Source organism: Acidobacteriota bacterium, assembly GCA_029861955.1.
Taxonomy (GTDB): Bacteria; Acidobacteriota; Polarisedimenticolia; order Polarisedimenticolales; family Polarisedimenticolaceae; genus JAOTYK01.
Genome location: JAOTYK010000006.1, coordinates 83,978 through 105,116, shown reverse-complemented (window position 1 = coordinate 105,116; position 21,139 = coordinate 83,978). Strand labels below are relative to the sequence as shown.

Genomic DNA, 21,139 nt, shown 5'->3' with positions numbered 1-21,139 from the left:
AACCGTGACAGAACGATCCGCAGACAAGCGAGACGGTGCCCCTCAGGCACCTGCGCTCGAGGGTAACCACAGCAAGGTCATTCGCTTTGACGGTCAGTTCGGCTGGGAGGGCGTCGACCTCGAGGACTACAAGTCCACCACCGAGAGTTGGCGTGGCGTGACGCGAACGGAGTTGGCCGGCAAACGTGGCGAGTCGCCGAGGTTTCACGTCCGTTACTTCGAGATCGCGCCCGGTGGCTTTAGCACGCTCGAGAAGCATCAACACGAACACGTCGTCATCCCGCAGCGCGGCGTGGGTGAGATTCAGTTCGGCTGCTATCAGTATCGCGTCGGCTTCGGCGACGTCGTCTACGTCGCACCTGAGGACCCACACCAGTTTCGCTGCCCCGAGGACGCCGACGAACCCTTCGGCTTCCTCTGTATCGTCAATGCGGAGCGCGATCGCCCCCAGGCAGTGGACGGCATGGGCGCCTGCCACATCTGCGAATAGCCCGTTACAACCTGGTAATCACCGAGCCCTACGCTGCGATATTCCGGTCTTTCCGGGCTGGTTGCCTCGGCCGATTCCCGACCGTAGATTCTGAGCGGAGATTCAATTTCGTCAGGAATCTGCCGGACGGCGACCTGTGGGCACGGAGAATAACGATGAGAAGACAGGATGGCTTCAGTCTCCTGGAGCTACTTGTAGTCGTCGCGATCATCGCAGTGTTGTCGGCGATCGCCATTCCCATGATGCGAAACGCCCTGACCAGCGCGCACATCGGCGCGGGTGCGACGGACGCGCATGTCATCTACACGGCTTTCAAGAGGTACCACGTGGACCACAGTGGTTACCCCTACGCGAGCACCGCGCCGGCGTTTGAACTCAACTCGTTCGAACCACTCGTCAGCGGCGGCTACTACGATGGCCGCGTCCTTTCCAGACTCGTCAATCAGGAAGCCGACGGCTACGACTCCCCGGACGATGACTACGGTCCGAACCAGGAGTTCTGGCTAGAGCTGACGCTTGACTACGATACTTCCGTTCGATTCCTGATCTCGGACTCCGATGACGCCCCTCTTGGCGGCGGGGCCTGGCATGACGGGATCTTTCTCTTCCGGAACGGCGTCCTGACGGAACTCTGATGTTCACGATCGACAACGAGAGAAACGCACTTCTGGCGCCCTACCTGGCGCAGCTGTTCGACCAGTTTGGTGCCGCGCCGACATCTCCCGAGGCGGACACCGCGTCGGATCTCGCCGATATCTGGGAGACCGAGATCATCCGTCAGGTGGTCGAGTCGGAGGAGGGCGACGGCTGGACGCAACTCGTTGTCGAGGGAACTGCCTGGAGAATGAAGTTCGACGACGAGGCGGAACAACTCGAGAACGACCGCGAGAGTCTCGCTACGAAGGACGTCGATGCGCTGAACGCCCAACTGATGACCAATGCCGCTATCGGCATGACTCTGATGAAAGAGACCCAGCGCGTCATCGACGGGATGATCCTGTCAGGACACTTCGATCTGGCAAAACGGGTCTCGAACTTCCGCAATCGGATGGGTCAGACTCTGAACCAGATCGAGCATTGCATCGGGCCGTCGGCCTACGCGGCTGCGGAATTGATGTCAGAGAGCATGACCGTACCGAAGCCCGACACGAAACTCGTCAGCAGCGTGATTCGCGAATCCCATCCATTGGGTCATGGCGCGAAGCGGGGAGCGAGGTGGGAAGCGAGGCGGGAAGCGAAGCAGGAAGAGACGCAACAAGCGAAGCAAGAAGAGAAGCAGGAACAGAAGCAGGAAGAGAAAGCTCGAAAGGCACTACCAATCGAACGTCTCCCGACGATCACCTACGACGACGAGGAGACGCGCTCGCATCTCCCCAAGATGCTGATGGTCCTCGGCGTACTCGTCGCGATCTGGGGTGTCTTCGTCCTGCCGAAGGCGACAAGTGACGGGATTCCGGTCCTGACGATGGATCAACTTCCGCGAAACTCTGCGATCGTCCGAATAGAAGCTCGTCCCCCAAGCCTGTTCTTGGCCGTCTCCGACGACGAATGGTGGAGCATGGCACGCGCGGAGCGCGAGGAACTCATGACGGAGATCGGCGCGACAGCGTCGGTTGCAGGCTACAAAGGGGCCCAGTTCTTCCTCCACGACGGGACGACGGTCGGCCGCTGGCTGGAGTCGACAGGGTGTTGGTTAGCCAAGCCGATCAAGCCCGGGTCGAAGGTTCGTAGCTAGCCCAGCCCTTTCTTCCGTTCCGCGACTCGTCTAACCTATCGACTCAACATCAGGAGTCGATCCCATGCCAGGACCGTACGTCGAACTCATGCTGCTGCTTCGTGAGCAAGCGCAACTGACCTCTGTCTACAACCTGCTGAGCTGGGACCAGGAGACAGGGATGCCACCCCGGACCGCCGGGCCGAGGGCGGAACAGTTGTCTCTTGTGGCACGCCTGGCCCACGAGTCGGGAACCTCGCCCCGTATCGGAGAGTTACTGGACCTCTGCGACCAGGATTTCGACACTGGCGACGATGAGAGGAACCAGCGCCGCCAGGCCAACCTTCGGGAGATCCGGCGGGACTATGAGAAGGGATTGAAACTACCCCCCTCCCTGGTGGCAGAGATCAGCGAGACGAGTTCGCGGGCCATGGAAGTCTGGAAGGTCGCCCGGGAGCAGGCGGACTTCGACACGTTCGCTCCACTGCTTGAGAAGCAACTCGAATTGACTCGTAAGAAAGCCGAGCTCCTGGGAACGCCCAAGGGCGGTGAGGCGTACGACGCTCTTCTCGACGAGTACGAACCGGGGATGACGGCCGTCGACGTCGAGGCGATGTTCGCGCCGCTCCGACGCGAGTTGGCACCGTTGATCTCCGCGATCTCGGAATCGGGGCACGCACCCGACCAGACGGCGAACGAGATCCCGTTTCCGCTCGACGCGCAGCAGGTCTTCAATGCTCGGGTAAGTGAACGACTCGGTTTTTCGTTTGACGCCGGACGCTTTGCGGTATCCGTCCATCCGTTCTCTACTGGGATCGCTCCGTTCGACACCGGGATCACGACCCGCTACTCCGAGACGCAGTTTGCCGAAGCCCTGGGTTCGACGATGCATGAGGTCGGACACGGCCTCTACGAGCAGGGCCTACCCAAGGACAAGTACTGGGGACAACCGCTCAGCGAGTCACTGGGTCTCGGGATCCACGAGAGCCAGTCACGGCTCTGGGAGAATCACGTCGGGCGCTCGCTCCCCTTCTGGCGATGGTGCCTGCCGTTCGCCCGTGAGACGCTGGGCTCGGCGTTGGACGGTCTCACGGCGGACGATGTCCATCGCACGATCAACACCGTTCGGCCGCACCCGATCCGTGTCGAAAGCGACGAGGCCACTTACAACCTGCACATCATGATTCGATTCGACCTGGAGCGAGCGATGTTCCGCGGGGAGCTCGCCGTCGCCGATCTTCCGGATGCGTGGAACGCGCGCATGGAGTCGGACCTGGGTCTGATGGTGGAAAACGACACTCAGGGATGCCTCCAGGATATTCACTGGTCGATGGGATCGATCGGCTACTTCCCGACTTACACGCTGGGAACTCTGTATGCCGCTCAGTTCTGGGAGACGCTCTGTGAACAACTTGACGACGTCGATGGTTCGATGGAGCGGGGCGAGTTTGACGGCATCCTGGATTGGTTGCGCAGACATATTCACGGGTTGGGCCGTCGCACACCGTCCGCTCAGCTCTGTCACGATCTCACCGGAAAACCGTTGGGGCATGGTCCCCTGATGCGTCACCTGACTCACAAGTACGGCGAGATCTATGGCCTCGGAGACGACTTCTCGTCGTGATGCGATGAGCGGACCGACCGGCGATCGAGTACGCATCCTGGGTGCCGCGCTGCTGTTTTCTACCGGCGGCGCCATTATCAAGCTGACGACGCTCAGCGGTTGGCAGGTCGCCTGTTACCGATCTGGCCTCGCGGCGCTAGCCCTCTACGTTTGTGTCCCCGGCTGGCGACGCGGCTGGCGTCTCGATCAATTCGTCGTCGGCACCGCCTACGCCGCCACGATGATTTTGTTCGTCTGCGCGAACAAACTCACGACGGCCGCCAACACGATCTTCCTGCAATCGACGGCACCGATCTATCTTCTGTTTCTTGGGCCGCTGGCTCTCCGCGAGCGAATCGGGCGCGGCTCCTTGATTCACGCCGGCATGCTGGCCGTCGGGCTTGGACTATTCTTTCTGGGCAACGAGGCGCCGCAGGTGACTGCTCCGCGACCCTTGCTGGGAAATATCCTCGGGGCGATTGCGGGAATCACCTGGGCACTCGCAATCGTCGGGTTGCGCCGGCTCAGTGTCGCCGGTTCCGGCTCGACGGAATCGGGAAGCGGGGCCGCAGTCATCGTCGGCAATGGCCTGGCGTTTCTGTTCTGTCTCCCGTTCGCCGCCGGTGGGCCGGCCCCGTCGGGCCTGGATCTGACGATCGTCCTCTACCTCGGGTTCTTTCAGATCGGACTGGCCTACGTCTGGATGACTCGAGGACTTCGCGGAGTTCCCGCACTCGAAGCCTCCCTGCTGTTGATTCTCGAACCGGTGGCCAGTGCACTCTGGGCGTGGTGGATTCACGGCGAACGTCCGGGAGATCTGGCGCTTGCGGGGTGCCTCCTGATCCTGGTCGCGACGGTCCTCCACACCGTTCGGAAGCGCTAACTGCGGAAACGTTTGCAACCGGGAGCGGGGTCCGCTATGACGGGTGCATGAAACGGGAAGGCTTCAGCGATCTCCGCACGTTTCTCGACCGCCTGCGACGAGACGGCGATCTGGTCGAGGTCGACACCCCCGTCGACCCCGCACTCGAGATTGCAGAGATCCATCGACGGGTCATCGCCGCCGGTGGACCGGCGCTCCTTTTTCGCAATCCGAAGAATTCGGACTTCCCGTTGGTCTCCAACCTGTTCGGAACCCCCGAGCGGGCGATGTTGGCTTTCGGCGATCGCCCGCTACGTCTCGTGCGTCGCGTCGTCGAGTTGGCCCAGACTCTCTTGCCACCGTCGTTGGGAAAACTCTGGGGTGCACGCGATTTCATGCTTGAGATCCCGAGGGTCGGCACTCGATCACGTCGTACGGGGCCGGTCCTCGATCGCACCCATGACGGGGTCGACCTGACCCGTCTACCGGCGCTGACCTCCTGGTCCGACGACGGCGGCCCGTTTCTCACGCTTCCGCTCGTCTACACGGAGCATCCCTCCACGGGCATTCCGAACCTCGGCATGTACCGCATGCAGATTCACGACGAGCGCACGACCGGAATGCACTGGCAGATCGGTAAGGGAGGTGGGTTCCACCATTCCGTTGCAGAGGCGAATAACGCGCGACTCCCGGTGACCGCCTTTCTGGGCGGCCCCCCCGCACTCATCCTCTCGGCCATCGCGCCGCTCCCGGAGAACGTACCGGAGATTCTCCTCGCCTCACTCATCGCAGGCGAACGACTGGCGACCTGTCCGGGGCCGGCGGAGCATCGGTTGCTCGGTCAAGCGGAGTTCGCCCTCGTCGGCAGTGTTCCGCCACAGATCCGTCGAGACGAGGGACCGTTCGGGGATCACTACGGCTACTACTCTCTCAGTCATCCCTACCCACAGTTCGAAGTCTCGCATCTCTGTCATCGACAGGACGCCGTCTTCCCCGCGACGGTGGTCGGGAAGCCACGACAGGAAGACTTCTTCATCGGCGACCTCCTTCAGGATCTCTTGTCACCGCTGTTCCCGCTGGTGATGCCCGCTGTCGAGGATCTTTGGTCCTACGGCGAGACCGGATACCACTCCCTCAGTGCGGCGGTGGTCAAGCAACGTTACAAGCGCGAGGCGATGGCCTCGGCATTTCGCATCCTCGGCGAGGGTCAACTCTCGTTAACGAAGTTCCTGCTCGTCACGGATCGTCCTGTGGATCTTCGAGACTTCCGTGCGACCCTCACTCACGTTCTCGAACGCATGCAACCGGAAACGGATCTCTATATTTTCCCCAATCTCTCGATGGACACGCTGGACTACACCGGTCCCCAGGTAAACGAGGGCTCAAAGGGTGTCCTGCTCGGTCTGGGAGACCCACGCCGCGACCTACCGACTAGATTCGAACCGTCTACACCAATCCCGACCGATGTCACCGATGTGCAGGTATTCTGCCCCGGCTGCCTCGTGATTGGAGCGCGAGCGCGTCGCGAGGACCCCGCCGCCGGTGAGCGGCTCGCGGCCCACGCGGCGTTCGCTGATTGGCCGTTGATCATCTTGTCGGACGAACCTCGACGGGCGGCGGCCAGTTCGATGAATTTCCTCTGGATGACGTTCACTCGATTCGACCCCGCGGCCGACATACACAGCGCCGGTCACTCCATCGTTGCAAACCACGTCAGCCATCACGGCCCGCTCCTGATCGATACGCGACTGAGGGATGAGTTCCCCGACGAGTTGTTCTGCGATACCGAGACGGCGACTCTCGTCGACCGCCGTTGGAGCGAGTATTTCCCGGACGGCATGGAGATGGGAGATTCGGCGGCCGCCCATCTCGATCCGCCGCGTACACGGAGTTGAGGATGCAGACCCACGCCATACGAATTCACGAAACCGGCGGCCCCGAGGTCCTGCGCTGGGAATCCGTCGAACTCTCCGAACCGGCCAATGGGGAGATCCGTGTCCGACAGGCGGCCATCGGACTCAACTTCATCGACACCTATCATCGCAGTGGCCTCTATCCGTTACCGACTCTTCCTGCCGTTCTCGGGCGCGAGGGTGCGGGAATAATCGAAGCCGTAGGAGTGGGTGTGGCGGCCTTCCAGGTTGGCGACCGCGTCGCCTATCCGATGCATCCCGGCGCCTACGCGGAACATGTCACCCTCCCGGCGGATCGTGTCGTTCCGTTACCCGATGAGGTGACGTGCGAACAGGCGGCGGCGATGATGCTGAAGGGATTGACGGCGCACTACCTCCTGCGACGAACATTCCGAGTCGAGGCCGGCCAGACGATTCTTTTTCATGCGGCGGCCGGCGGCGTTGGGTTGATCGCGTGTCAGTGGGCCCACGCACTGGGCGTCGAGGTAATCGGGACGGTCGGCTCCGAAGAAAAAGCGGAACTGGCGCGGAATCACGGCTGCCGACACATCATTCGGTATGACCGCGAGGACTTCGCTGAACGTGTCTCGGAGATCACCAGTGGAGTCGGCGTTCCGGTGGTCTACGACTCTGTGGGCGTCGATACCTTCGAACGATCGCTCGACTGCCTGGCACCGCTTGGAACCCTCGTAAGTTTCGGCCAGTCGTCGGGTGCCATTCCGCCCGTCGATCTCGGCATCCTGGCCGCGAAGGGATCGTTGTTCGTCACTCGTCCCACGCTTGCGACATTCATCGCGGACACCATCTCGCTTCGCCGTGCGGCGGCCGAGCTTTTTGAAGTCGTCGCCATCGGCGACGTCAAGGTCGAGATTCGCCAACGGTACGCCCTTCGGGAGGCCGAAACGGCCCATCGTGACCTCGAAGCGCGGCGAACACGCGGATCGACGATTCTGACTCCCTAGACTCATCGCGGTCTGGTATCGTGACGGTGCACGCACGGGAGAAACATCTTGATAGCATCGATGACGCGCCCAACGCGCGGTATTTTGTTGGCCTTGGTGACGGCAGTGGCCCTACTTGCGGTCCTGTTGCTAGGTAGCTGTGACAGTCCGTCAACCACGGAGGAGGCTGCCGGCGCCGTGCTTCCGGAGCTACAACCGATCCCCGCAGATGCGGAACAGTTTGCGATCGGTGGAACCAGCGGCGTCTTCTTCGCGGCCGCATCCGAGCGCACGAAACCTCTGGCGTCAGCACGGGGGATGAACGGCGCGCTGGCGCTGACGACCGGAACAGCCGATGGTGCCGTGCTGCAGTTTGACTTCGATCCGCGAACGATCTCGGGTATGAGCGACGACGCGGCCGCCGCGTTGGGCGGAGCGGATTTCCTCGAAGCCGGCCGGTTCCCATCGGCATCGTTCCACTCGATTGACGTTCGGACCGCCGACACCGGATTCGAGGTAGAGGGCGTTCTTGAGCTGCGTGGCGTCAAACAACGCGTGACCTTTCCTGCCCAGATCGTCGTCGGCGAATCCCAGGTCACGGCCCAGGCCGAATTGGCGATCGACCGAGATTTGTTCGGTCTGCCCGCCGGGCCCGACCCGGAGCTGATTCTTCGGCTTCACCTCGAGGCTTCCCGGCTTTCGACGTCCTAGCGGGCAGGAACACCCACGTCAGAATTCTGTCGGCCGATACGGGCTGGATGGGGTCTGGCGTATTGTCCAATTTGTGGAATGGCGGTATAGAAGCACCGGAAGAGATCCGTTTTCGTTCGTTTTACGGAGAAACCATGCGCAAGACCCATCTTCTGTTCATCGCAATTCTGTCGACGCTGCTCCTGGCTAACTCGGCGAGCATGGCTCAGGGCGTCTGCGATGGCGTCTCCCCGACTAACAACCTCACGATCGACAGCGTGGTGGTCGCGACGGGTCTCTCTCAGCCGTTGCTGGTAACGGCCCCTCCCGGGGACACTGATCGAATTTTCATCGTCCAGCAACACGGCGTCATTCAAGTCAAGCAGCGCGGCACCGCGGCGAATGCCCATACGACGTTCCTGGACATTCAGACACTGATCAACACGAGCGGCAACGAACGCGGACTTCTGGGGATGGCGTTTGATCCCGACTATGACATCAACGGGTACTTCTACGTCAACTACACACGGTCCGGTAGCGGCGCCACGGTCGTTGCACGATTCAGCGTGACGGTCGATCCGGATGTTGCCGATCCAGCGTCCGTCGTTTCTCTTCTTACTTTCACACAGCCTCAGTCGAACCATAACGGCGGTCATCTAGAGTTCGGCACCGACGGATTCTTGTACATCGGTACCGGTGACGGTGGTGGAGCAAACGATGCGGGTACGGGGCATGCCAGTTGTGGCAACGGGCTGGCAACCGACACGATGCTCGGCAAGATTCTTCGCATCGACCCCACTCCCCTCCCTGGCGACGAGGGTGGCGACTGTGGCGGCGGTGCGGCCCTCTACGGCATTCCCGCGACGAATCCGCTGGTCGATGGCGCCGGCGGAGACTGCGACGAGATCTTCGCGTGGGGTCTTCGCAACCCGTGGCGCTTCGATTTCGACGGGAACGGTGATCTCTATATCGCAGACGTCGGTCAGAACTGCTGGGAAGAGGTGGACTACGCGACGCCGGCAGACGCCGACGGCAACTACGGCTGGCGGAGCAAGGAGGGGCTGGAGTGCTTCAACACGTCCAACCCGTTTGACTGCAACCCCGTGTCGGTCGTCGGTTGTTTCGGCGCACCGGCGTGCACGGACCCGAGCCTGATCGACCCGGTTCTCGTCCTCAATCACTCCGGACCCTGCTCGATCACTGGTGGAGGTGTCTACCGTGGCTGTCGGATGCCTCAACTGGATGGGTACTATTTCTACGGCGACTATTGCGCCGGAATCGTTCGCTCCTTCGAGATGGACAACGGTATTCTCAAGAACCCCATCGACTGGACTGCCCAGGTCGATCCCGGCGGCACGCTCCCGTTCGATCTGACCAGTTTTGGATGGGATGGCCAGGGCGAGATGTACATCATGGATCGCGATGGGTCCGTTCTGAAGATCGTCCCGCCGTTCACTGCCCTGGAGGTCGCCGGCAATGGAGTACTGGGGGCGGACCAGTTGATCCTTGGTGCCGCGGGCAACTGGTCATGGGAAGACCTGGAATACAACACGATGGTCCCGACCGAATACTATCGTGTCTATCGCGGCACGCCTGACAACGACTTCTCCTGCATCCACTCAACGCTCGCAAACAACTGGGCGACGGGCGACGTAACGAATCCGAACCCCGGCGAGTTGTTGGCTTACCTGGTGACCGCCGTCTCGGGATCCGATGAGTCGAAGAGCGGAGACCCGGATCGGTCGCTGATCAATCCCTGTGCGGCGCCTTAGGATCCTTCAGCCAGGAAAAATCCGTGTTCCCACCGCTGAGGATGGCGCCGAATCGCATCCCGGCGATGGAGTCCCTCGTTCTTCGTAGCGCGGCGAGTACCGTCGCCGCGGAGGGCTCGACGACGATTTTCATTCGCTCGACGATGGTGCGATTGGCGTCGATGATCTCGTCCTCCTCCACGCGGATGATCTCGACCCTGCGATCGGTCAGGATGGCGAACGGCAGCGCTCCCAGGCCCGTCAGGAGACCGTCGGCACATGAGTCCGGGCGGTCGGGTGCCGGCTGACGCCGGCCGGATGTCAGAGACCGGTAGGCGTCGTCCAATCTGAACGGCTCGGCGCCGAGAATTTTCGCCCGGGGCAACAGCGCCGAGACTGTCACCGCCGTGCCGGAGAGCAATCCCCCCCCGCCTACCGGCGCGATCACCCCATCCAGCTCACCTAGCTCCTCGATCAACTCGAGAGCTGCCGTTCCCTGCCCGGCGATGATGGCCGGATCGTCGTAGGGATGGATCAGCGTGCGGCGGGACTCAAGCCTGATCTGTTCACAGATGGTCGGGCGATCGGCCTGCGGACAGAACACGATTTCTGCACCATAGCCACGCACGGCATCGATCTTGATTTGAGGAGCCGTATCGGGCATCACGACGATACATGACACGCCGAGGGCTCCTGCGCCATAGGCCAGGGCTGCTCCGTGATTGCCGGACGAATGCGTAAGGACACCCTGAGCGCGTTCGGCCGGGTCCAGGGAGAGGATCGCGTTCAACGCACCGCGGGCCTTGAAGGCACCCACCTTCTGGAAGTTCTCGCACTTGAAGAATACCCGTGCACCGAGTTCCTCATCGATCGACCGGCTACCGAGGACTGGAGTCCGGTGGATATAGGGGCGGATGCGCTCGTGGGCCGATCGAACCGCGTCGATATCGGGCGTCTTCATCGGCACAGTCTAGCGGGATCCGGGGCCTCGACTCGCTCCAACACCAACACCCCACGCCAGGCCCAATGCCCCAACGCAGGCGCCACCCGAAGGAGACCTCGATCCAACGGCTCGAGCAAGCGTAGCAACCTGCGGTGCCAGTGGACACTCCGCAGTCGAAAGAGCACCCACCACGCGGGCAACGAAACAAGCGTGTGGGCACTCTTCTTGACGGTACGCAAACCATCCGAGTGTCCACGAAGCTCCGACCAACTCAGGTAGTTGGCGTAACGACTGTGCTCGGATGCATCGACCCGATTGCGAATCCATGCCAGCGCAGGGTTCCCACGTAACGCCTCGACCAACACGAGTCGACCTCCCGGTCGTAGCACGCGGGCGGCCTCGCCCTGGATCGACGAAGGGTCGTTGTACATGAGGACATCCTGTGCAACGATCGCATCGAATGTCGCCGCGCGGAACGGCAGCAGGTTTGCGTCCGCCGCACACGTCAACACGCTTCCCGTGCCGGACGACTGCCGCCCGAATCGTGTCTGAGCGACCGCTACGCGTCGTTCCGCCAGATCGATCGCCGTGACATCCGCACCACGATCGCGCAGATCGGAAGCAAGGCCCTCCACGCCGCAACCTAGTTCCAGGATTCTCTGAGCGGCGATCGGCCGGAGGGCCTCGACGGCGGCCGTCAACGCCGACCCACGACTGGCCCGTGGCGGGGCGTCGCCAGCGTCACCGACATGATTCCATTCAAGGGGATCCAGCCGTGCGTTCCAGAATCGACGTAGAGCGCCCCGATCCGGCGTGTCCGACCGCTGCCTCAAGCGTCGTCGATTCCAGTCTCCGTCTCTTCGATCACGCGATCGACAACGGCCTCCAGGCTGCCGGTCTCCTTGTAGACCGCCAACTGTCGATCTGCGCTCGTGCCGCGTTCGAGAATTGTGTGAACGTAGTCGACTTCGTCGCGGATTTGAAGCTCGTCTACAACGTCATCGACCAGTGCGAGGATCTCGTGAACGAGTTCACGCACCGGGAGTTCAGATTTGCTGCCAAAATCGATCAGGCTCCCTTCGATTCCGTAGCGGGCGGCTCGCCATTTGTTCTCGGTCAATAGGTTTCGACGATAATCACGCCACGAGAGGTTGGCCCTGTGAAGCTTGATGAGTTTCGCGACGATCGCCAGCTGCAACGCCGCGATACACATCACCTCGTCGATCCGCGTGCAGATGTCAGAGTAGCGAAACTCGACGGTTGGATATTTCGGATTGAGTCGAATATCCCACCAGATCTTGGTCGCCTCGTCGATACAACGTGTGCGGAGCAGCGTGTCGATGAACTGCTCGTGCTCGGCCCAGGAATTGAAGCTTGGCGGTAGCCCGGACCGTGGCAGATTCCCGAGGATGATCGTGCGATAGCTACGAAGACCGGTATCCCGTCCATGCCAGAACGGCGAGCTGGTCGAGAGCGCCAACAGGTGAGGCATAAAATAGCGAGACTGATTCATGACATCGACGCGCAGCTCGGGATCATCGATGCCGACATGGACATGCATACCGAAGACGAGCATCTGCCGTGCGACGTCCGCCATATCCTGTTCGTGGCGTGTATACCGTTCGCCTGCGGTCACCTTCTGTTGGCTCCACTGCGAGAACGGATGGGTTCCTGCCGCGGCGACACGCAATCCCTGCTTCTTGGCAAGACCGATGACGGTGCGCCGGAGACGGGCGATTTCTGCGCGGGCCTCACGCATGTTGCTGCAGATGCTGCTGCCAACCTCGATCTGAGAAGTAAGAAATTCCGGTTTGATCTGGTCGCGTAAGATCACGCGACCCTCGTCGAGGAACTCCTGGATATAGGACGTCAACTCCCGCGTCTCGGGGTGGATGATCTGATATTCTTCTTCAATCCCGATGGTGAGGTCCGGGAGACTCATGGCGATGACCCCTCTCCAATTGGAGCCGGAGTGTAGCACGGCCGGACAAGGAGAATCGCGAGGAGACGCGACACGTGGCCGGAAAAGCTAGACGAATTCTGATCGGTTGTGGGATCGGTTGCGGTTCGCTGATTCTCATCACGATGATCGCCGTCATCTCGTTCATCGTCTGGATCAACCGGCCCGGAACGATCCCCGATCACGACGAGCGGTTCGGGCCGCAATCGACCGCGTTCGTCGAGTGGACACTCGATCTCGATGATCCGGGAACGGCCCGTGTCATCGACGAATTCATGACCGGGGCCGAACAACTCAATCAAAACGTCGGCGGTGATTCGTCCATCGCACAGATGTTCATTGCGATGCAAAATCGCGGCAACCGGAAACAGATAGATAAACTATTTCCCGCTCTATTCACGTGGGTCCACGACTCCGGCACCGACGGCGAAGATCTGATCACGATCAGCGCACGAGGGTTTGGCAATCAGCTTCGTTTCATGGATTGGTTGGCTGGACTATTCGTTGCAAATGACTCGGACGATGTCAATCGTTATCGCCAGGAGACCATTTACCTCCTTCCTCAGGCCGGACTCCGATACAGCGCCGGATTCTTGCGTCGAGCCACACTGTTCATCTCGAGAGACCTTGAAGCCGCGAAACGCACGATCGATCGTCTGGATTCCCTTGAGGTACACGAGGGGCCGGTGCAACTCGACGAGTGGCTGGATCGGATCTCGGGCGACGCGCGCATTCGCGGCGCGATCCTGAACGTCGACGGCGACCTACAGGCCGTCTGGGAATCGATTCTCGGGCCGGATGAGAGCATCGACTGGGATCGGATTCGTGCGGTCGTCGTTCACGGTGGATTCGACGAGCAGACCAATCTTCGTCTTCAACTAGACTTCGTGTGTTCAACGACTGGTTGTGACGGCGTGGACCTGTCGTCGCTATCTGACTCGATGAAACTCAGCATCGGGAACGCCAAGATAGAGGTCGATACGGAGGAAGCAGGACCGGCGGATGCGCGACGGGTGACGGTGCAGATCGCAGATGCCAGCGGCTGGGTTCGCGGGATCTTCGAGCGCGAAGGGTCGGACTAACCGTCCTTGCCACCGAGATCGTCGAACCGATCGAAGTGCATCGAAAAAGTGGCTCGCCCACGGGTCAACGAACGAACGTCAGTGGAGTAGCCAAACATCTGTCTCAGGGACACCCGCGCCTCGACGACTCGGTCCGCACCCCGGGACCCGATCTCCTGAATCACCGCGCGTCGCGCCTTCAAATCGCCGATGACGGCCCCGAGACTGTCGTCATCAACGACCACCTCCACATTCATGATCGGTTCCAGTCGAAGCGGACTTGCCTTGCCAACCGCCTGACGGAACGCCTCACCGGCTGCCACTTTCAGGCCGATCTCGGGCTGGGACTCCTCGCGAAAGCCGACACCGAGCAGGGTGACGTGCAGGTCCTCGAGCGGATAGCCGTCGGGGCCCGCGTTGGTCGCCTCCTCGAGTCCGGAACGGGCCGCCAGCAAATAGGCCGGCGGGATCGAGTCGTCGACGACTTCAGATTCGAAGTGAACGCCTTCGCCTCGACCTAGCGGCTCGATCCGACAACTGACCTTGCCGAAGAGCTGCGCCTCCTTGAGTTCTCGCTCGAAGACCGAAACCCCCTCGGCAGCCACACGGATCGTCTCGCGGAACACAACCTGAGGCTTACCCACCGACGCGTCGACGCCGTACTCTCGCTTGAGTCGATCGACGATGACTTCCAGATGCAACTCACCCATGCCGCTGATGAGCGTTTGCCCCGTCTCGCTATCGATACGCACGCGAAACGTCGGATCCTCCTCCACCATCTTGTTGAGGGCATGGTCTAGTTTGGCTCGAGCGGCCTGGGTACGCGGCTCGATGGCGATCGAGATCACGGGCTCGTAGGAGTCGATCCGTTCCAGAAGGATCGGCTCATCGGGATCGCAGAGACTGTCGCCGGTAGTGGCCAACTTGAGCCCCGCGGCGGCGACGATCTCGCCGGCGACGGCGTGGTCGAGCCGCTCTCTCTTGTGGGAGTGCATGCGAAAGAGTCGGGCGACCTTCTCCTTCTTGCCTTCGCGGACGTTCAGAACCTCCCCACCGGCGATCAGCTTTCCGCTAAAGACACGGAGAAAGACCAGCTTGCGCCCATCGTCAATCGCAACCTTGAACGCCAGTGCCGCCAACGGGGCCTTGGCCAGCGGGGGACGCTCGAGCGAGGTCTCCGGATCCGAAGGGTCGATACCCGCGACCGGTGGAAGGTCCTCCGGACTGGGCAGATAGTCGATTACAGCATCGAGGAGCGGGCGAACTCCACGATTACGAAGGGCCGCCCCACAAAGAACGGGAATCATCTCCAGCGATAAACATGCACGACGGAGAGCTGCGCTGAGTTCTTTCTCGTCGAGGGGCTGGTCATCCAGAAACTTCAAGGCAATCTCGTCGTCGACGTCGGCTATCGCCTCGATCATTACGTCCCGTGCCGCCTGTGCCTCGTCTTTCAACGCGTCCGGTATCGCCGCAACGACATCCGGTTCCGTGATGTCACCGCTGGAGTAGACGGCATGCATCGCGATCAGATCGACGGCACCCTCGAAGGTATCCTCGGTGCCGATCGGTATCTGGACCGGCACTGCAGGCCCCTTCAATCGTTCTCGAATCTCCGCGACGACGGCGCCGAAATCGGCGCCCACACGATCCATCTTGTTGATGAAGGCGACCCGCGGAACGCGGAACTTGTCTGCCTGTCGCCAGACGGTTTCGGATTGTGGTTCGACGCCACTGGAGGCACAGAACACGACCACGGCGCCATCGAGCACCCGAAGGCTACGCTCGACCTCCATGGTGAAGTCAACGTGACCGGGTGTGTCGATGAGGTGGATCTCGTGATCGCGCCAGGGGATGGTCGTCGTGGCCGCCGTGATCGTGATGCCACGCTCTTTCTCCTGCGGCATCCAGTCCATCTGCGATTCCCCGTCATGAACCTCGCCAACGCGATGGATCTTTCCGGAGTGATGCAGAAACCGCTCGCTGACGGTCGTCTTGCCGGCGTCGATATGCGCAACGATCCCGATGTTGCGGACATGCTGGATTCGAGACACGAACAACTCCACGCCCGCCGCCCCTGGGCCTGCGGGTCGTCGCACATTCTAGAGGATTCCGGTTGGCTTGGCGCGCCCGCTCAGGTTTCCAGACCGGACTCGCTGGCGGTGATCGTCCGAAGGGCGATCGCGCGGAACTCGCGAACCTCCTCGACGCCCTCATGCTGGTCGAGATGGAGGTAGAGCTTGCGGAGGTAAGCCAGTCGATGGCGATCGGGAAGGTCCGGCGATCGCTTGCGAGCGATGCAGTGGCAAAGCCACTCCGCCTGGAAGGTCGTTAGCTGAAGTTCCCTCGGCTTCGAGATCCTCATCGCCGCGTTGGCGAAGCTCTCCGCCTCGTCGAAGGCGGTACTCTGGAACGCGATCTTGCCCAGTGCAACAAGCCAACTGGCCTCGAGCGACGGCTGCGAATGTTCGCGGGCCAGGTCGACGGCCCGACGCACCCATTTCCGGGCCTCGTCCGTTCGTCCCATCCCCAGCCAACACATCCCGATGTCCCCTTCGATATGGGTCATGTGGCTCGTGTCGCCTGCGGCTCGCGCTTGCTTGCGCGCCTCGAGGAATGATTGTCTGGATTCCTCGAACTCTTCCGAGATGTACTGGACCCGTGCCCGGACCATCCAGGCCCAGCCCTTGGTCTGTGGCCCACTCTCCTCGGAAAGTTCGATTGCGCGACGAGCGGCGTCGCCTGCCAACGGAAGAAGGCCCCGCTGGCACTGGAGATCGCTGAGAGCGATGTACGCCTCGGCCTGGATTCGCTTGTTACCGCTCGACAACGAAATCGCTTTCTCTGCGGTCGCGATGGCCGAGAGCAGGGCACCGGCTCTCTTCAGTGCCGTGGCGCGCTTGACCTCGACGGCCGCGATCCGATGCGCCAGCGGCTCGTCGGCGTCATCCTTTTGTAGGGCGAGGATCTCGAGCATCGCATCGTAGATGGAGATGGCCTTACGAAAGTCGCCGGTCCAGAACGCGTCGGCCGCCTGCTGGTTCAGGTCAGCAAAATCGATATCGGTCGCGTCGATCGGAACTTCCGTCGCCAGTCGCGCCCGCTCGACCAGTTGCTTCGGGTCGACAAAAAGAACGTTGGACAGCGCGAGCATCGCTTCCATGCCGGGGAAATTCTGACCCCGCTCGATGGCGCTGATGGCGGCCCTGGAGAGTTGCCACGGGCCGTCCTTGGTCATGGCGGCGACCTGCTCCTGAGTCAGCTTCTGGGACTGTCGGGCCGAGCGCAGAAATGCCCCTACGGCCTCCTGGGCCGCGATAGACCTCCCGGCAGGATCGGTCGCCGAAAAGCCCGCTGGACGATCCGAAGTCGCTCCGTCGGATCGCGTGCGCACTTTTCTGGCGGGCCGATTCTTCTTTCCCGTCGGCGAATCTCCGTCCACGGGTTGTCCCCTCCGCGCGAAACACCTACAAAGGTCAGGGTAGGAAATCCCGCTGCGGTCCCTTGGAGTTACCCCAAGTTCCGTGGCAGGTCAAGTATTCCGCGGTCCGCCCCCGGGAAGGACGCGGAAAGTCCACGTTTTAGCGTGGTTTCTTGGGATATGAGATCGCTCCCGGTGGGTAGAAGCAGGCCAGCCGCGACTACCTCGATACGTCGGTCCACTTGTTGTGCGTTCGGAGTCGAATCTCCGCGTTCTCCTCCCAGGAACGGGCGCACGGCAGCGGTCGTCCTCTTGCCGGGACCTCGGTTCAGAATCGAGGTTCCGGCGTTCTTTTTTTAGGTTAGCGACGGAAGTTGGAACCGACCGAGAGTTTTCGGTACTGTCTTCATCATGGTTCAACGGACGCGTCTCCTCTTCACGTTGCTCGCGATTGGCGTTCTGCTCGTCTCGTGTGGCGATGATCCCCTCCCACCCGAGGAAGACGTCGCGGAAGGTCCTCGCGATCTTCCGTCTCTCCTCGCGGCGCCGCCGCCGGAGTTGGCCGAGCTGGCCGCACAGGTTCGCAACAATCCCGACGATCCCGATTCCATCCGGCAATATGCGAGACGTCTCTACTCCTCTGGCGCCCGAGAGGACGCGTTGTTGTTCTTCGAGAGAGTCGTCGAGATCGACGCGGACACGGAGGGACTCACGGATCTCGGGCTGGCCTATGGATCGCTGGGTCGTCTTGACGAGGCCGAACAAGCCTACCGACGCGCCCTGGTCGACGTGCCTGACAACCCGGTGCTTCTCCACAATCTTGGGAACATCGCCTATCAGCGAGGCAACTACCCACTGGCCTCGCAATTCTACAATCAGGCCATCAGCCATCGCCCGGGCTACCTCATGGCGTGGTTCCATCTGGGAGACGCGTTCCGCATGGGCGAGCGATATCGGGAAGCCTATCGCTGCTACGAGCGGGTCCTCGAACTCGACCCACAGGATGAGAAGGAACTCGCCGCGGTCGATGACGCGCTCTATCGGTTGGGCGCACTCGATTTACAAATGGGTGCGACGGACCGAGCGCTGACGTTCCTAGCCGAGCTGGTCGAATTGAATCCAGAACATCCAAAAGGCCACTACGCGCTCGGACAGGCCCTGATGCAGGTGGGTCGCGTCGAGGAAGCGGAGGAACACCTGCGAATCCACCAGGAGTTGCAAGCGGCCAGACCGTACACGTCGCCGGCGGCGATGGAGGAGTAGGTGCGCCCCCTTCTGATAGCAGCCCTGATCGCATTGGCCGCCGACGCCATGGCCGCCGATCTGCGGTTCGTCGATGTCACCGCGGAGGCCGGTGTCGCCGTGAAGAACGTGTGTGGCGAGTCACCGGCCAAGAAACGATGGCTCGTCGAGGCCATGGGTGCCGGGGCGGCGTGGTTGGACTTCGATGGCGATGGAAATCTCGATCTCTACGTCGTAAACGGATCAACCTTCGACCGACCTGCCGACGGCGGTGAGCCGAACCGCCTGTTCCGTGGCGACGGCCAGGGAGGGTTCAGCGACGTCACCGCGGCCGCCGGCGTGGGCCATCGTGGCTGGGGTTTTGGCGCCGCGGCAGGCGACGTGAACGGCGATGGGCTCGTCGACCTGTTCGTGACCAACCTCGGTCCGAACGTCCTGTATCTCAACAAGGGAGACGGCACGTTCCGCGATGCGACAAAGGCCTCCGGAGTCTCCGGAGACCAGTGGTCCAGTTCCGCGGCGCTCTTCGACATGGATCTCGATGGTGATCTGGATCTCTACGTCGGGAATTACATGGTGACCGACCCGAAGCTCGTACCCGCTCGCGGCAGCAAGAATGCCGACCACTGTCAGTACAAGGGCATTGCCGTCGCGTGTGGCCCACGGGGCGAACGGCCGATTCAAGATCAACTCTATCGGAATAACGGCTCCGGTGTCTTCACCGATGTCACCGCTCGGTCGGGGGTCTCGCTCGAGACTCCGCGCTACGCGCTTGGTGTCGTCACGTTCGACTACGACAACGACGGGGATCAGGATATTTACGTCGCCAACGACAGTGTCGCCAACTCCCTGTGGCGCAATAACGGCGATGGCACGTTTAGCGATCAGGGGCTGCGGTCGATGGCCGCACTCAACGCCGATGGCCGAAGTCAGGCTGGAATGGGAACCGATGCAGGCGACTTCGATGGCGATGGTTGGATGGACGTCGTCGTCACAAATTTCGCCCACGATCTCAACACGCTGTACCGCAACAAGGCCGGAAAGTTTTTTGTGGATGATTCACAATTGGCCGGCCTCGGGCCGACCTTCCTCACGTTGTCCTGGGGAGTCGGGCTCCGGGACTTCGATCGCGACGGCGATCTGGACCTGATGATCGCCAACGGGCATGTCTATCCGGAGGTCGACGGGTACTCGGTCGGCACGAAGTTTCGACAACGGAACCACCTCTTCCTCCAGACCGAGGGAAGGCTGAAACCACACAACGCCGCTGACGGAGATGGATTCTCGCTGGAACGATCGTTTCGTGGCGCTGCGTTCGCGGATTACGACAACGACGGCGACATCGATATCTTTCTGACAACGCTGGACGAACCGTCCGTTCTCCTGCGTAACGAACTTGATGACGACAGCCGGTGGTTCGGGGTGAGACTCATCGGCGAGAAGAGCAATCGGAGCGCCATCGGTGCTCGCGTCCGGCTTCGGGTCGGAGAGCGCAGCTGGGTTCAGGAGCGCGTGGGTGGAGGCTCGTATCTCTGCGGCTCCGATCCACGAATCCTGATTGGACTCGGCGACCTGAAGCAGCCGGTCTCCGCTGAGATTCAGTGGCCCGGTGGTGGTCGAGAAACGATCGCCGATGTGCCGCTTGGTCGCTGGCTGACGTGGCGCGAGGGCGAGAATTCGCGCTGATCCGGGTCGAATCCGACGCCCTTGCCTCACTGCACCCGGGGCCCCATCTTTTCCGTAAGCGCTGAGCGGGCCAGGTCCGATCGCGCCCCCCTCTTCGGCACAACGGGAGACGCAAGAGATGAAACGAAACGTGATGACGATTCTGGCGTTGTGGGTGGCTATCGCGGTCACCCCTGCCCTCGCCGCGGGCCCCATCGACGGCGAGATCGGCGCCATCTGGTGGGCCAACGACTTCGAGACGACGGGGGGCTCGACGGTGGTCTCCGGAGATGCCGGAGCGCCGGGCTATCGTGCGGAAGTCTGGCTATTCGAGGACTACGGATTACGCGCAGGGCAATACCGCTCGTCCCTGGGTGACTTCTCCTTCGATGATGCCGAATCCGTCAGCGTCGATTTCCTCTGGCGGGTACTCTCGCCCACCGAGAATAACTTCCTGGCGGTCGGCGCCGGATGGCAAGACATGGACCTTGCGACCGTCGGCTTGGCGGGCGACACGTCCGGCGCTCGTTTGACTGCAGAGGGGCGCGCCGCTGCCGCAGGATTTGTCTACGTCTACGGACAGGTCAGCTACCTACCGAGTCTCGCGGACGCCGATGCGACGATCATCACGGACGGCACATTCGAGGATCTATCCGGTATCGAGACCGAGGTCGGGGCGTCGTTCAAACTTGCACCGTTCGTCTCCCTCCGTGCCGGTTATCGCTCGCAGACCATCGACTTCACGCGGACGGGTTTCGTACCGCTACCGGGTCAACCGACCTCGGTCGACGGCGAGATTGAGTCGTCCGGTTTCCTCGCGGGACTGACTGTCCGATTCTGAGCGCGGTCGACAGTCTCGATCACAGCCCCTACGATGAGGGCC

Annotated in this window: 18 protein-coding genes; 13 read left to right on the top strand and 5 right to left on the bottom strand. The window is 61.7% G+C overall.

Features of this window, described 5'->3' with window-relative positions:
* Window positions 1–4 precede the first annotated feature (4 nt).
* The 9 genes from OES25_04285 to OES25_04245 all read left to right on the top strand — a co-directional run bounded on the left by OES25_04285 (window position 5) and on the right by OES25_04245 (window position 9,985).
* Window positions 5–490, top strand: a complete 486-nt coding sequence (locus OES25_04285; protein MDH3626857.1) for a cupin domain-containing protein — start codon at window positions 5–7, stop codon at window positions 488–490.
* A gap of 155 nt (window positions 491–645) precedes the next feature.
* Window positions 646–1,125: a prepilin-type N-terminal cleavage/methylation domain-containing protein gene (locus OES25_04280; GenBank protein MDH3626856.1), complete on the top strand. Its 480-nt coding sequence runs from the start codon at window positions 646–648 to the stop codon at window positions 1,123–1,125.
* Window positions 1,125–2,225, top strand: coding sequence for a hypothetical protein (locus OES25_04275; protein MDH3626855.1), 1,101 nt, complete (start codon window positions 1,125–1,127; stop codon window positions 2,223–2,225). Before OES25_04280 ends, OES25_04275 begins: the two co-directional genes overlap by 1 nt.
* Before the next feature lie 64 nt (window positions 2,226–2,289).
* Window positions 2,290–3,828, top strand: a complete 1,539-nt coding sequence (locus OES25_04270; GenBank protein ID MDH3626854.1) for a carboxypeptidase M32 — start codon at window positions 2,290–2,292, stop codon at window positions 3,826–3,828.
* A gap of 4 nt (window positions 3,829–3,832) precedes the next feature.
* Window positions 3,833–4,690: a DMT family transporter gene (locus tag OES25_04265; protein ID MDH3626853.1), complete on the top strand. Its 858-nt coding sequence runs from the start codon at window positions 3,833–3,835 to the stop codon at window positions 4,688–4,690.
* Window positions 4,691–4,737: 47 nt separating this feature from the next.
* Complete coding sequence (locus OES25_04260; protein MDH3626852.1) at window positions 4,738–6,564, top strand: UbiD family decarboxylase; 1,827 nt, start codon at window positions 4,738–4,740, stop codon at window positions 6,562–6,564.
* 2 nt (window positions 6,565–6,566) lie between these two features.
* Complete coding sequence (locus OES25_04255; protein ID MDH3626851.1) at window positions 6,567–7,544, top strand: quinone oxidoreductase; 978 nt, start codon at window positions 6,567–6,569, stop codon at window positions 7,542–7,544.
* 96 nt (window positions 7,545–7,640) lie between these two features.
* Window positions 7,641–8,234 (top strand): YceI family protein, encoded by a 594-nt coding sequence (locus OES25_04250; GenBank protein ID MDH3626850.1) that lies wholly within the window; start codon window positions 7,641–7,643, stop codon window positions 8,232–8,234.
* A 134-nt stretch (window positions 8,235–8,368) separates the two neighbouring features.
* Window positions 8,369–9,985, top strand: a complete 1,617-nt coding sequence (locus tag OES25_04245; protein ID MDH3626849.1) for a PQQ-dependent sugar dehydrogenase — start codon at window positions 8,369–8,371, stop codon at window positions 9,983–9,985.
* Here OES25_04245 and OES25_04240 read toward each other — a convergent pair.
* Genes OES25_04240 through OES25_04230 form a run of 3 tightly spaced genes read right to left on the bottom strand, consistent with a single transcriptional unit; the run spans window position 9,963 to window position 12,849 of the window.
* Window positions 9,963–10,925, bottom strand: a complete 963-nt coding sequence (locus OES25_04240) for a threonine/serine dehydratase (protein MDH3626848.1) — start codon at window positions 10,923–10,925, stop codon at window positions 9,963–9,965. The two genes, OES25_04245 and OES25_04240, sit on opposite strands and share 23 nt — an antisense overlap.
* A complete protein-coding gene (locus tag OES25_04235; protein MDH3626847.1) occupies window positions 10,922–11,740 on the bottom strand; it encodes a class I SAM-dependent methyltransferase in 819 nt (272 codons plus the stop codon). The genes OES25_04240 and OES25_04235 overlap by 4 nt, the downstream gene beginning before the upstream one ends.
* Window positions 11,737–12,849 carry a carboxylate-amine ligase gene (locus OES25_04230; GenBank protein ID MDH3626846.1) on the bottom strand — a complete coding sequence of 371 codons (1,113 nt, stop codon included), beginning with the start codon at window positions 12,847–12,849 and terminating at the stop codon, window positions 11,737–11,739. The genes OES25_04235 and OES25_04230 overlap by 4 nt, the downstream gene beginning before the upstream one ends.
* Before the next feature lie 74 nt (window positions 12,850–12,923).
* Here OES25_04230 and OES25_04225 point away from each other — a divergent pair, with 74 nt between their 5' ends.
* On the top strand, window positions 12,924–13,949 hold the full coding sequence (locus OES25_04225) for a hypothetical protein (GenBank protein ID MDH3626845.1): 1,026 nt from the start codon (window positions 12,924–12,926) through the stop codon (window positions 13,947–13,949).
* Here OES25_04225 and fusA read toward each other — a convergent pair.
* Complete coding sequence (fusA, locus tag OES25_04220) at window positions 13,946–15,982, bottom strand: elongation factor G (GenBank protein ID MDH3626844.1); 2,037 nt, start codon at window positions 15,980–15,982, stop codon at window positions 13,946–13,948. The two genes, OES25_04225 and fusA, sit on opposite strands and share 4 nt — an antisense overlap.
* A gap of 80 nt (window positions 15,983–16,062) precedes the next feature.
* Complete coding sequence (locus OES25_04215; protein MDH3626843.1) at window positions 16,063–17,370, bottom strand: helix-turn-helix domain-containing protein; 1,308 nt, start codon at window positions 17,368–17,370, stop codon at window positions 16,063–16,065.
* Window positions 17,371–17,760: 390 nt separating this feature from the next.
* On the opposite strand from OES25_04215, the gene OES25_04210 reads away from it, so the two are divergent.
* The 3 genes from OES25_04210 to OES25_04200 all read left to right on the top strand — a co-directional run bounded on the left by OES25_04210 (window position 17,761) and on the right by OES25_04200 (window position 21,097).
* A complete protein-coding gene (locus OES25_04210; GenBank protein ID MDH3626842.1) occupies window positions 17,761–18,612 on the top strand; it encodes a tetratricopeptide repeat protein in 852 nt (283 codons plus the stop codon).
* Window positions 18,613–20,277, top strand: coding sequence for a CRTAC1 family protein (locus OES25_04205; protein ID MDH3626841.1), 1,665 nt, complete (start codon window positions 18,613–18,615; stop codon window positions 20,275–20,277).
* Window positions 20,278–20,395: 118 nt separating this feature from the next.
* Window positions 20,396–21,097 (top strand): hypothetical protein, encoded by a 702-nt coding sequence (locus OES25_04200; GenBank protein MDH3626840.1) that lies wholly within the window; start codon window positions 20,396–20,398, stop codon window positions 21,095–21,097.
* The last annotated feature ends 42 nt before the right edge of the window (window positions 21,098–21,139 follow it).